Genomic DNA, 11,977 nt, shown 5'->3' on the forward strand with positions numbered 1-11,977 from the left:
TTCTTACGCAAACGCGGCCTGGCGACAAACCTCTGCGAACTGCGCGGCGACGCCGTCCCAGCCGAAGCGCGAACGGACGTACTCCGCCGCGCGCTCGCCCATCGCCCCCGCGGCGGAGGGATCGGCGAACACCTGATGGCACGCGGACGCGATGGTGGCGGGCTCGTCGGCGCGGAGGAAGTGCTCCTCGTGCTCGAGCGGCAGGCCCTCGGCGCCGACGGTGGTCGAGACGACGGGGATCCCCATCGCCATCGCCTCGTAGATCTTGAGCCGCGTGCCGCCGCCGATGCGGAGCGGCACGACGAGCGCGGCCGCGCGCGCGAGGTAGGGGCGCACGTCGTCCACCGTGCCGGTGACCTCGACGCCGGCGTGTTGCACGGCGAGGTTCTTCACCCGCGGGCTCGGTTTGCGGCCGACGATGGTGAGCTTCGCCTTCGGCTCCTTCTTCCGCACGAGCGGGAAGACCTCCTCGACGAACCACGCTACGCCGTCCTCGTTGGGGAGCCAATCCATGCTTCCGAGGAACACGAGCTCGTGGGTGTTCCGCGTGGTCTCGGGTTGGGGGCGGAAGAAGTCGATGTCGACGCCGGTGGGCTGCGCCGTCACGCGCGTGACCTGGTACTGCCGGCGCATCAGCTCCGCGTCCTGCTCGGAGACGGCGATGACGTGATCGAACCGCCGGCACGCCTCGCGCTCGAAGCGCAGCATGCGGCGGAACTGGCTCTGCATGTACGCGCGCTTCACGGGGTGCTTCGCGACCTCGGCGTGGCGCCGCCAGATCTCGGCCTCGACGTTGTGCTGGAACAGCACCGCGGGCGTCTTGCCGAGGTCCTTCGGCACGTTGACGGCGGGCGCGAGGAAGTCGCAGAGCACCACGTCGACCTTCGGCGCGAGCCGCCGGATCTCGTCTTCGAAGCGCGGCGAGCGGTACTTGCCGACGGCGTAGGGGAGGCGCGAGACCGCGTTCTTCGCGAGGTCGGCGTAGAAGGCGAGGGTGCCGCGTTCGGGCGGCGAGAACGGCACCGTGATGACGTCGTGCGCGTACTCCTTCGCGAGCTCGCGCGCGTTCGGCGCCGCGCCGCCGTCGTCGAGCGCGAGGTACGTGACCTGATGCGACCGCGCGAGCGCGCGCAGCGTCTGGTACGTGCGGATGCGGCCGCCCTTGTCCACGGGATGGAGCAGCTCCGTCTTCAGCCAGAGGATGTGCATGCGCCCGCCCGAGCGCCGATTGATACCAGACTCCCCGCCGTACGAGCCACGCCCGTAGTTCGATTGTCACGTATTACTGCAATGTTGCGAACCGCGGCGACCGATGGAAACGAAAGAGCCCTCGCGTCGTTGAACGCGAGGGCCCTTGTTTTTCCGGAGTGCGAAGGGGGGGACTTGAACCCCCACGGTGTTACCCGCTAGCACCTCAAGCTAGTGCGTCTGCCAATTCCGCCACCTTCGCTTGGTGGGAGGCGCAACCTAGCCAAACCTCTTTGGGGTCGTCAAGGCTTCTTGGTGAGCGTGCCCAGGACGGACAGGACCTCGCCGAGCTCGAAGGGCTTCCGGACGAGCTTCATCGACTCCGCTTCGATCGCGTCTGGTAGGCGATCCGCGCTGCCGGTGATGAGGACGAGCTCGATGCCCGGGGAGCTCGCGCGGAGCTGGACGAGCGCGCCGGCCGGGTCGGTCGCGATCGGCGAGAGGTCGACCAGCGCCGCGTGGAACGGCGCCTCCTCGAGCGCGGTCGTGAGCTCCGCCCGCGTCTTCGCGACGACCACGTCGGCGCCGCGGCCCTCGAGCGCCGTCTCGAGCAGCTGCGTCACCGCCACGTCGTCCTCGAGCAAGAGCACCCGCATCCCCGCGAGGCCGCGCGCGCGCGACTGCGACGTCGGCGGGCGCGGCACCACGTCGGCGCGCGGCCACGTCACGCGGAACTGCGCGCCGGCGCCCGCCTTCGCAGGGAGCAGGCACACGTCGCCGCCCCAGACGCGCGCGAGCGCGCGGGAGTGACGGAGGCCCACGCCCGTGCCGCCGGGACGGAGAGAGGCGCCGTCGAAGATCTCGTCGCGCTTCGACTCCGGGACGCCGTTGCCGCGATCGGTCACCGTCATCACGCAGCGATCGCCGTCGAGCGCGACGTCGAGGTCGACCGCCGTGTCGCGCGGCGCGTAAGCGAGCGCGTTGAGCACGAGGTTCGTCAGGATCTGCGAGACGTCGATCGCGCCGGCGAGCTTCGTCGCGACGTCGCCGCCCGTGACCTGGATGACCGCGCCCGCGTGGGAGGCCTCGACGCGGAGGGCCTGCGCGACCTCGCGCGCGATCTCGCCGGCCGCGCGCTGCTCGTCGATGCGCGCGGCGCCGATCGCGTGGCGCGCGAGGTCACGCGCGATACGGGCGCGCTGCTCGATGACGGTGAGCGCGTACGCGATCGTCTCCGGCGTCGCGTCGGGCGCGCGCGTCTCGCCGACCCAGCCGAGCAGCACCGTGAGCGCGTTCGAGACGTCGTGGAGGACGCCCGCGAGGTCGCGATGCGGATCGCGGCTCCCCTCCGGTTTCTCGTCGTCGCCCCGGTCCGTCACGACGGCCCAAGCTAGTCCAACTCGGGGGTCGCGTCACTCGCGCCGAAGCGACGGGGGAGGCGCCGCGGCGCGGATCGTCGCGACCAGATCGACGACCGCGATCGGCTTCGCGACGTGGACCGCGAAGCCCGCTTCGAGCGCGCGCCGCGCGTCGTCGAGCGAGGAGCTCGCGGAGAGGGCGACCGCGGTGACCGGGCGCGCGCGCTCGCCGAGACGACGCATCAAATCGAAGCCGTCGAGGCCCGGCATCTGGAGATCGCTCACCACGACGTGAGGGTCGCTCCGCGCGAGCACGTCGAGCGCGCTCTCCGCGCCGCTCGCTTCGTCCACCTCCGCCCCCGCCGCACGGAGCGCGTGCGCGACGAGCTCCAGCGTCTCCGGTTCGTCGTCGACGACGAGGATGCGCAACCCGCGCAGCTCGTCGCCGTGAAGCTCTGCGATCGACACTCGCCCCGACGCTAGTCGAGTCATTTCCTGGAATCTTCAGCGCAGCGCGTCATTGGCCTTGCGCTTGCTGTAGTCTGAGGTATGACATGTGCGTCATGTTCAAGCCGCTTCTTTTCAGCGCCCTCGCCGCCTTCGCCGTCGCCTGCTCCGTCGAGAGCGCGGACGACGCCGCCGCCGGCGCCGAGGCCGAGGTCAACAGCGCCGCGACCTACACGCTGACGAAGGACTTCGACGAGACCCTCAGCGGCACCGCGAAATCGGGCAGCCCGATCGAGATCCGCTACGCCCTCGAGCGCCTCCCGCAGTGCCGCGGCAACCAGGGCGGTCGCCCGGGCTGGAACATCGCCGGCTTCTACAGCCTGAACGGCGCGCCCGCGAAGTCGTTCGAGGTCACCAAGCTCACCGCCGACGGCGCCGACCGCGAGGCCGCGGCCGCGAGCATCACGCCGCTCGAGGGCGGCGACCTCGCGATCTGGTTCCAGGTCACGAGCGTCTTCGGCTGCTCCGAGTACGACTCCGATCTCGGCGCGAACTACCACATCGCGGTCGAGGGCCCCGCCCCCGACGCGCTCCCCACCATCTCGTTCGGCAAGGACGGCGCGCCCACGGTGCGGGGTGAGCTCAAGGTCGGCAAGGCCAAGGTCCACTACGAGCAGGAGCGCCTCCGCAGCTGCGAGGCCTACCGCAACGGCTACCCGGTGTACGGCATCGGCGGCTACGCCTCGATCAACGGCGGTCCCGCGAAGAGCTTCGAGACCGGCCGCGCCGAGGCGGGCAAGCGCGTCGCGGTCGACACCGTCATCGAGCTCCCCGCCGCGGGCGACCTCGCGCTGTGGTTCGATACCTCGTCCGTCCACGGCTGCCACGCCTACGACTCCGCGCTCGGCGCGAACTACCACTTCACGATCGCGCGCTGACCCTTAAGGCGTTGCGCGGGCGGCCGTACGGGTTGCTAGCGCACCATGCCGATCGCCCGTCGCCAGTCTCATCCCACGCTCCCCGAGCAATCAGGCGTCCATCGCGCCGTGGAGGTCGAGCCGTCGTACGACGACGAAGACTTGCCGTCGCTCGCGCCGATCCCCATCAAGCCCCGGCCCAAGGCCTATCGCTCGATGGAGATGCCCGCCGTCCGCCCGCCCGCGGACGCGCCGGGCCGCATGCTCGACGACACGTTCTTCGACGACGCCGACCCTCCGCTCGCGCTCGATCTCGCGAAGCCGCAGGGTCGCGCCGAGCCGCTGCCGGCGATGTGGGCGAAGTCGGGCTCCGGCCTCCACCGCATCGACAAGAAGCCGCTCGACAAGAAGCCGCTCGAGAAGAAGCCGCTCGATCCGCGCCCCGGCATCGTCGCGTTCGCGGGCTACGGCCTCCCGCCCGAGAAGCTCTCGGCGACACCGGCGTACGCGTTCCACGTCTTGCGGCGCAAGCTCTCCCTTCGCTCCGACCTCCGCATCGCGCGGATGCGCCGCCTCCCGAAGCGCGACATCGAGCTCTACGAAGCCGCGCTCGCGTGCGCCGACGAGGGCGCGGTGACGAAGGGCCTCTTCGTCGCCGCCGCCTCCACCGTCGGAACGTTGAGCGCGATCGCCGCCGCGGCGGCCCTGCTTTTCTAGCCGAGCGCCGCCGATTCGCGACGGATCCGGCGTCCTGACATCGTAACGTCGAGGGGCGAGAGCCCGCGACCGATGAGCAGTCTCCGTGGCCTGTTGGACATCCGTCCGGAGGAGCGCCGCAACTCGTTCGCGGCGTTCGCGGCGCTGCTCGTCCTCACGTCCGGCCACACGCTCCTCGAGACCGCGCGCGACGCGTTGTTCCTCACGAAGCTGCCGCCCGCGCAGCTGCCGTGGATGTACCTGCTCATCGCCGTCCTCGCGCTCGGCGCGGCGCGGCTGCACCTCCCGTCGAACAAGGGCGCGATCGGCGCGACGATCCTCGCCGGCGCGAGCGCCACCGCCGCGCTCTGGGCGTACGGGCGCGTCACGCAGTGGCCGCCGTCGCTCCTCTACGTCCTCTACGTCTGGTCGGGCCTCTTCGTCGCGTGGGTCACGGTCCAGCTCTGGACGCTGCTCGGGCGCGTCCACACCATGACGCAGGCGAAGCGGCTCTACGGCTTCATCGGCGCGGGCGCGGTGCTCGGCGGCGTGGTCGGCGCGTTCGCGGCGCGCGCGGCGGTCACCGCGCTCCCGCCCGGGCGCCTCGTCCTCGTCGCCGCGGTCCTCTTCGCCGGCGCCGTGCTGCCCGTCGTCGCGATCCGCGTGCCCGAAGAGGCGAAGGGGCCCGCGGCGCAGGTGACGGATCCCGCGCACGGATCGATGACCACGAACGCGACGCTCCTCGCGAGCGATCGCTTCGCGCGCCGCGTCCTCTTCATCGTGCTCGCGGCGACGATCGCGTTCACGCTCGGCGACTACCTCTTCAAGGCGCGCATCGCGGAGGCCTACCACGATCCGCAGGTCCTCGCGGCGTGGCTCTCCACCTTCTACGCCGTCACGAACACGACCGCGCTCGTCGCGCAGGTCATCGTCGGCCCCTGGATCTTCCGCACCTTCGGGGTGCAGCGCGCGCTCTTCTTCTTCCCGGTGCTCCTCATCGGCGCGGCGGGCAGCGTGCTCGCCACCGCGGGCGCGCTCGTCTTCGCGGTGTCGCTGAAGGGCCTCGACGGCACGCTGCGCTACTCGCTCCACAAGACGAGCATGGAGCTGCTCCTCGTGCCGGTGCCCGACGGGACGCGCGAGCGCGTGAAGCCGATCATCGAGCTCGTCGGCAACCGCGGCGGACAGGCCGTCGCGTCGCTCGCGATCCTCGGGCTCGTCGCGATCGGCGCCGCGAACTACGCGACCCTCGCCGCGATCGTCCTGCTCCTCGCCGTGCTGTGGCTCGGGAACGTCGTCACGATCCGCGGTCACTACCTCGACGTGTTCCGCGAGACGCTCCGCGCCGGCGGCCTCAGCGGGAAGGCGGAGCTGCCGGAGCTCGACCTCGGCGCGCTCGAGCTCCTCTTCGCCGGCCTCAACAGCAGCTACGACGCCGAGGTCCTCGCGTCGCTCGATCTCCTCGCGGAGCAGCATCGCGAGCGGCTCATCCCCGCGCTCATCCTCTATCACCCGAGCCGCGAGGTCGTCCTCAAGGCGCTCGACCTCTTCGCGCGGCGGGGGCGGAGCGACTTCGTCTCGATCGCCGATCGCCTCAACCAGCACCCCGATCGCGCCGTCGCCGCCGCGGCGCTGCGCGCGCGCACCGCGGTCGCCCCCGATCGCGCGCTCCTCGAGGAGCGGCTCGATGACCGCTGCCCGCAGGTCGCGGTCACCGCGCTCGTCGCGCTCATGGCGCGCGGCTGGATCGCGCCGGACGACTTCGACCGCCGCATGAAGCAGGCGATCGCGACGCGCTCGTGGCACACCGCCGCCGAGATCGCGCGCGCGATCCGCGACCTCGGCGCCGCCGAAGGATCGGAGGAGGACCCCGCCGTCGCCGAGCGCTTCGACGACGCGCTGATCCGCCTCGCGCGCGAGGCCGGCTCGTTCGTCGAGCGCGAGCCGGCCCTCCGCGCCGACGAGGTCGCGGTCCAGCGCGCGAACCTCGGTCCGTCCGGCGGCCTCGAGCTCTCGATCGACGCGCGGATCCGCCTCGAGGTCGCGCAGGCGATGTGCGTGCGGCGCCGTCCGGCCTACCTCCCGGTCCTCGTCGGGATGCTCAACCGCCACGAGCTCCGCGCCACCGCGCGCGAGGCGATCGCCGTCATCCCGGGCGCGATCGACTTCGTCGACGACGTGCTCACGCAGCGAGACTTCGCGCGCGACGTCCGCGTGCATCTTCCACGGACCCTCGCGCTCTTCGAGCCCGCGCTCGCGGCGAAGAAGCTCCTCGCGCACCTGCGGAGCGAGCGCGACGGCGCGGTGCGCTTCAAGGTGATCCGCGCGCTCATCAAGCTGCGGCGCGCGAACCCGAGCCTGTCGCTCGACGAGGACGTCCTCCGGCAAACGGCGGAGGCCACGCTCGATCACACCGAGGAGCTGCGGCGCTGGAAGGCGGGGCTCTCGGCGCTGCACGACGCGCCGGCGACGTCGGCGGTGAAGCTCGATCCGCTCCAGGCCGCGCACCACCTCCTCGTCGATCTCGTGCGCGACAAGGAGCAGCACGCGATCCAGCGGCTCTTCATGCTGCTCGATCTCCTCTACGGCGAGGACTTCGAGGACGTCGAGCGCGGGCTCCGCAGCAAGCGGCCGAAGACGCGCGCGTCGAGCCTCGAGCTCGTCGAGAACATCGTCGGGCCGCCGCTCCGGGCGCGCGTGCTCGCGCTCGTCGGCGACGCGCCGCCGCCGAATGGCGCCGACCGGCCGTCCTACGAAGAGGTCCTCCGCGAGATGCTCGCGCGCGGCGGCAGCACGATGCGCACGCTCGCCGAGTACCGCGCGCTCGAGGTCGGCGTCGATCCGTCGACCGTGCCGAGCCGTCGCTCCGCGCAGGCGAAGAGCCTCGACTCGCTCGGCAAGCGCATCGTCGATCGCGCGCGCGATCTCCTCCCCGAGCCGAGCAGGAGGCCGACCCGTGCGCCGGCTTGATCTGACCGAGCGCCTGCTCCGCCTCCGCGGCGTCCCCGTGTTCCGCTCGATCCCCACCAGCGCGCTCGCGTCGCTCGCGGCGTCGATCCGCTCGAACACCTTCGAGAAGGGGCAGGTCATCCTCCGCGAGGACGAGCCGCCGCGCGCGTTCCACATGCTCCTGACCGGCTCCGTCACGATGCGCCGGCACGGCTACGTCATCCGCACGATCACCGCGCCCGGCGGCGTCGGCTTCATGTCCGTCCTCGCGCGCACCGCGGGCGGCACCGAGGCGGTCGCGGAGTCGCGGGTGGAGACCTTCGAGCTCAGCGTCGACGCGCTCGACGAGATGTTCGAGGACCACTTCCCGGTCCTGTTCGGGACGATGCGCTGGATCGGGGAGCGCCTCGTCGACGAGAACGCCAGGTCGCCGCCGCGGCCGTACCAGCCGCCGCCGGAGCACTACGAGGACCTCATCGGCGACGGACCGATCGGCATCGTCGAGCGCATCTTCCTCGTCCGCCGCACGCTCGCGTTCCGCCGCGCGAACGTGAACTCCGTCGCGCGCCTCGCGCGCCAGATGAAGGAGGTGCGCTTCCCCGCCGGCGAGCACGTCTGGCGCGCCGGCGACGCGTCGACCGGCTCGTACTTCATCGTGAAGGGGAAGGGCGAGCTGCGCTGGAACGACGGCAAGTCGGTGCAAGAGGTCGGCCCGAGCTACATCGTCGGCGGGGTGGAGGCGATCGCGGGCAAGCCGCGCTGGAACGACCTCTACGTCACCGAGCCGATCACGGCGCTCGTCGGCAACCGCGAGGGCCTCATCGACATGTTCGAGGACGACCTCGACGTCGCGCTCGTGTTCATGTCGATGATGGCGTCCTTTCTCCTCGAGCTCTGGGACCGTCGCGCCGAGCGCGAAGCGGGTTAGAGGCTTCCTTTCGTCGACGGCAGGACGCCGGGCGCGCGCGGATCGATCGTCATCGCCGCCCGCAGCGCGCGGGCGAAGGCCTTGAAGCAGATCTCGGTCATGTGATGCAGGTTCTGCCCGGCGTGGAGGACGAGGTGGAGGTTGCATTGTGCGCCGCGCGCGAAGCCCTCGAAGAAGACCTCTGCGAGCTCGGTGTCCCACGTGCCGAGCTTCGCCTTCGGCATCGGCACCTCCCAGACGAAGAAGGTGCGCCCCGAGAGATCGATCGCGCTCGTCGCGCGCGCCTCGTCCATCGGCAGCGTCGCCGCGCCGTAGCGCGCGATCCCCGCCTTGTCGCCGAGCGCGGCCGCGATCGCGCGGCCGAGGACGATGCCGAGGTCCTCGGTCGTGTGGTGGCCGTCGATCTCGACGTCGCCCTTGGCCTCGACGACGAGGTCGACGAGGCCGTGGCGCGCGATCTGATCGAGCATGTGCGAGAGGAAGGGCAGCGGCGTGTCGATCCGCGCCTGCCCGGTGCCGTCGAGGGAGACCTCGACCACGATCGAGGTCTCCTTCGTCGTCCGCTCTTCGCGCGCCGTCCTCACCCGCCGATCTCAGCACGCGACTACGCGCATCGCAAAAATGCTATCGTCCGCGCCAACGTGACCTTGGAGGGCGGACAGGAATCTCTGCGCGAGCCCGAGCTCGAGCTCTCGCGGACGCTCATCGAGCAGTACGCGCGTCCCTTCGTCCAGGGCGACATCCTCTTCCGCGAAGGCGAGCCCGCCACCCACGCGTACCTCCTCCATCAGGGCCGGGTGCGGCTCCTGAAGCGGGTGCGGATGGTGGAGCGCAGCGTCTCGGTCCTCCGCCCCGGCGATCTCTTCGGCGAGGGCGCGCTCGGCGACGGCTCCGTGCGCCCCTCCACCGCGGTGGCGCTGGCGGACGGCCTCATGCTCGCCCTCGATCGCGCGGCGCTCCGCTCCGTCGTCGAGCGCTACCCCGAGCTCGCCGAGCGCATCCTCTCGCAGCTCGTTCGCCGCCTCCGCGACGCCGAGGACCAGATCGAGGTCCTCATGCTGCGCGACACGCAGTCCAAGGTCGTGAGCGCCCTCCTCAAGATGGCGCAGGCGCGCGGGGCCCTCGCCGAGGGCGCCGGACCGGTCGAGCTCGTGCTCTCGCCCGTCGATCTCTCGAGCCGCGTCGGCCTCGACGTCGAGACGGTGAAGCGCACCGTCCAGCGGCTGCGCGATCAGCAGTACCTCCGGATCGTGGGGGAGCGTGTCGAGATCCCGGACGTCGAGGCGCTCCGCCGCCTCTACTCGCTCCTCGGAACGACTGAGGAATTGCGCGGCGAACGCTAGACGCGCCGCGTCAGAGGCGCCCCGCCCTCAGTGGAAAACCTGAGGGCTTTTGTGCGGTTGGACGCGGACCGTTCAGGGTTGACGACGGAAAATAGCTCTGTTAACTCGGGCGCTCCCGTCGGACCTACATGCGCCTGCGCGACCTCTCGACCCACCGTGTTGCACCCCTCGCCGGCCTGGCGGTGATGCTCGTTGCCTGCAGCGGCAAGAGCAGCGGGCCGGAGGTGAAGAACCCGGAGCGGCAGAGCGACGCCGAGTACGACCTCGCGCGCGACACCTTCCAGAAGGGCGAGACGCGGCAGGCGCTCGATCACGTGCAGAAGGCGGTCGCGTACAACGAGGAGAACGATCGCGCGCATTACCTCCACGCCGTCATCCTCCTCGCGTTCTGCTCGGGACCGCGCGGCTTCGACGGCCCCGACTGCCGCCTCGCCGACATCGAGAAGGCGGCGCGCGCCGCGCTCAAGGCGAACCCGGATTTTCGCGACGCGAAGAACCTGCTCGGGCAGGTCCTCATCAACGCGAAGAAGTACAAGGACGCGATCGCGGTCCTCGAGCCGCTGACGAAAGACCCGGCGTACGTCTTCCCGCACTACGCCTGGGGCAACCTCGGCTGGGCGCAGGTGCTGGACGGTCAGCTCGACGCGGGCATCTCGTCGCTCCGCAACTCCGTCACCGAGCCGCGCTTCTGCGTCGGCCACTACCGCCTCGGCATCGGCCTCGAGAAGAAGGGCGACGCCGCGATGGCGGAGCAGAGCTTCAGCTCGGCGATCACGGCCGACCCGCAGTGCGCGGAGCTGCAAGACGCTTGGGAGTCGCGCGCCCGTGTCCGCGTGAAGCTCGGCAAGACCGCCGAAGCCCGCGAGGACTACGAACATTGCGCCAAGATCTCGAAGGAAACAGCGACGGGCCAGACCTGCGTCCGTGAGCTCGCGAAGCTGGCGTCCGCGCCACCGTCGAGCTCGGGCGTCGTTCTCATTCCCTTCGCCAGGAGGCATACGTGAGCGTTTCGGAGACGGTCGGATCGACCCTGCGGACCCAGCGCGAGAAGAAGCGCATGAGCATCGCAGAGGTATCGCGCGTCACGCGCATCCCCGTGAACACCCTCGAATCGATCGAGCAGGACCACTTCGACGATCTCCCCGGCGAGGTCTTCGTGAAGGGCTTCTTGAAGTCCTACGCCCAGGCGGTCGGCCTCGTGTCCGACGACGTCGTCGCGCGCTACACCGCGAGCCGCCGCGTCTCGATCGTCGTGCCGCTGCCGGTCGCGTCACCGGTGCAGGCCGCGCGGGAGGGGCAGGGGCGTCGCTTCGGCGTCGCGATCGCGCTCGTGCTGCTGCTCATCCTCTTCACGCTCGCGCTCAGCATCGTGCTCAAGCCGCGCGGTCGCGACATGCCGCCGGAGCTTTCGCAGGGCGCCGCCGCGGAGGCGACTACACTGACGGCGTGATCCGCCGCATCGACTCGCCGGCGCTGCTCGTCCGCAGCGTGCCCTACGGCGAGTCGGACGTGATCGCGACGTTCTTCACGCGCGACGCCGGCGTCCTCGGCGCCATCGTCCGCGGCGCGCGCCGCTCGCAGAAGCGGTTCGGCGGCGCGCTCGAGCCGATCCACGAGCTTTTCATCGGGCTCGACGACAAGGGCAAGGAGCTCTGCTTCCTCAAGGAGGCCCGGATCCAGCGCGCGCGCACGGGGATCACCGCCTCGCTCGACGCGATGGACGCCGCGGGCGAGGCGCTCCGCTGGACGCGCCACCTCTGTCCTCCGCGCACGCCCGAGCCCGCCGCGTGGCGATCGCTCGAGGTGCTCTTCGACGTCCTCGACGCGGGCGCCGATCCGCGGAGCCCGCTCGCCGTGTTCGGCCTCCGGCTCCTCACCGACATGGGCTATGCGCTCGAGCTCGATCAGTGCGTGCGCTGCGGGCGGCCGTGTCCGCCGGGGCGCTCCGCCTTCCTCGACGGCGCGCGCGGCGGCCTCGTCTGCACGGGCTGCGGCGGCGCAAGGCGTACGGTCAAGCCGGATCTCCGCGCGCTCGCGGCGCGGGCGCAGCGCGGGGAGGCCGTCGACCTCCGCCGAGACGAGGCGGACGAGCTGATCGAGATCGCCCGTGAGGCGATGGCCGCGCACGCGGGCGTGGATGCCGTGTAGAGT

Annotated in this window: 12 protein-coding genes and 1 tRNA gene; 8 read left to right on the forward strand and 5 right to left on the reverse strand. The window is 71.2% G+C overall.

Annotation, left to right across the window (positions count from 1 at the left end; all coding sequences use genetic code 11):
* Nucleotides 1-3 precede the first annotated feature (3 nt).
* The 4 genes from KF837_33775 to KF837_33790 form a co-directional block, all read right to left on the reverse strand.
* The gene (locus KF837_33775) at nt 4-1,209 is read right to left on the reverse strand and encodes a glycosyltransferase (GenBank protein MBX3232346.1); all 1,206 of its coding nucleotides are present in this window, start codon (nt 1,207-1,209) and stop codon (nt 4-6) included.
* A 159-nt stretch (nt 1,210-1,368) separates the two neighbouring features.
* Nucleotides 1,369-1,450 (reverse strand) — tRNA-Leu (locus KF837_33780).
* A 40-nt stretch (nt 1,451-1,490) separates the two neighbouring features.
* The gene (locus KF837_33785) at nt 1,491-2,567 is read right to left on the reverse strand and encodes a hypothetical protein (GenBank protein ID MBX3232347.1); all 1,077 of its coding nucleotides are present in this window, start codon (nt 2,565-2,567) and stop codon (nt 1,491-1,493) included.
* Between the two features lie 33 nt (nt 2,568-2,600).
* On the reverse strand, nt 2,601-3,014 hold the full coding sequence (locus tag KF837_33790) for a response regulator (GenBank protein MBX3232348.1): 414 nt from the start codon (nt 3,012-3,014) through the stop codon (nt 2,601-2,603).
* 95 nt (nt 3,015-3,109) lie between these two features.
* On the opposite strand from KF837_33790, the gene KF837_33795 reads away from it, so the two are divergent.
* The 4 genes from KF837_33795 (at nt 3,110) to KF837_33810 (ending at nt 8,483) form a co-directional block, all read left to right on the forward strand.
* A complete protein-coding gene (locus KF837_33795; GenBank protein MBX3232349.1) occupies nt 3,110-3,931 on the forward strand; it encodes a hypothetical protein in 822 nt (273 codons plus the stop codon).
* A gap of 45 nt (nt 3,932-3,976) precedes the next feature.
* Nucleotides 3,977-4,627, forward strand: a complete 651-nt coding sequence (locus tag KF837_33800; protein MBX3232350.1) for a hypothetical protein — start codon at nt 3,977-3,979, stop codon at nt 4,625-4,627.
* Between the two features lie 93 nt (nt 4,628-4,720).
* On the forward strand, nt 4,721-7,576 hold the full coding sequence (locus KF837_33805; GenBank protein ID MBX3232351.1) for a hypothetical protein: 2,856 nt from the start codon (nt 4,721-4,723) through the stop codon (nt 7,574-7,576).
* On the forward strand, nt 7,563-8,483 hold the full coding sequence (locus KF837_33810) for a cyclic nucleotide-binding domain-containing protein (protein ID MBX3232352.1): 921 nt from the start codon (nt 7,563-7,565) through the stop codon (nt 8,481-8,483). Before KF837_33805 ends, KF837_33810 begins: the two co-directional genes overlap by 14 nt.
* On the opposite strand, the gene hisB is transcribed toward KF837_33810, so the two are convergent.
* Nucleotides 8,480-9,067 (reverse strand): imidazoleglycerol-phosphate dehydratase HisB, encoded by a 588-nt coding sequence (gene hisB, locus KF837_33815; GenBank protein MBX3232353.1) that lies wholly within the window; start codon nt 9,065-9,067, stop codon nt 8,480-8,482. The two genes, KF837_33810 and hisB, sit on opposite strands and share 4 nt — an antisense overlap.
* Between hisB and KF837_33820 the strand changes: the two genes are divergently transcribed.
* The 4 genes from KF837_33820 to recO all read left to right on the forward strand — a co-directional run bounded on the left by KF837_33820 (nt 8,990) and on the right by recO (nt 11,974).
* Nucleotides 8,990-9,826 carry a Crp/Fnr family transcriptional regulator gene (locus tag KF837_33820; GenBank protein ID MBX3232354.1) on the forward strand — a complete coding sequence of 279 codons (837 nt, stop codon included), beginning with the start codon at nt 8,990-8,992 and terminating at the stop codon, nt 9,824-9,826. The genes hisB and KF837_33820 overlap by 78 nt on opposite strands.
* Before the next feature lie 128 nt (nt 9,827-9,954).
* On the forward strand, nt 9,955-10,830 hold the full coding sequence (locus tag KF837_33825) for a tetratricopeptide repeat protein (protein MBX3232355.1): 876 nt from the start codon (nt 9,955-9,957) through the stop codon (nt 10,828-10,830).
* Nucleotides 10,831-10,883: 53 nt separating this feature from the next.
* Nucleotides 10,884-11,276 (forward strand): helix-turn-helix domain-containing protein, encoded by a 393-nt coding sequence (locus KF837_33830; protein ID MBX3232356.1) that lies wholly within the window; start codon nt 10,884-10,886, stop codon nt 11,274-11,276.
* On the forward strand, nt 11,273-11,974 hold the full coding sequence (recO, locus tag KF837_33835) for a DNA repair protein RecO (GenBank protein MBX3232357.1): 702 nt from the start codon (nt 11,273-11,275) through the stop codon (nt 11,972-11,974). Before KF837_33830 ends, recO begins: the two co-directional genes overlap by 4 nt.
* Nucleotides 11,975-11,977: the final 3 nt, after the last annotated feature.

This window comes from Labilithrix sp., assembly GCA_019637155.1.
Classification (GTDB): Bacteria; Myxococcota_A; Polyangia; order Polyangiales; family Polyangiaceae; genus Labilithrix.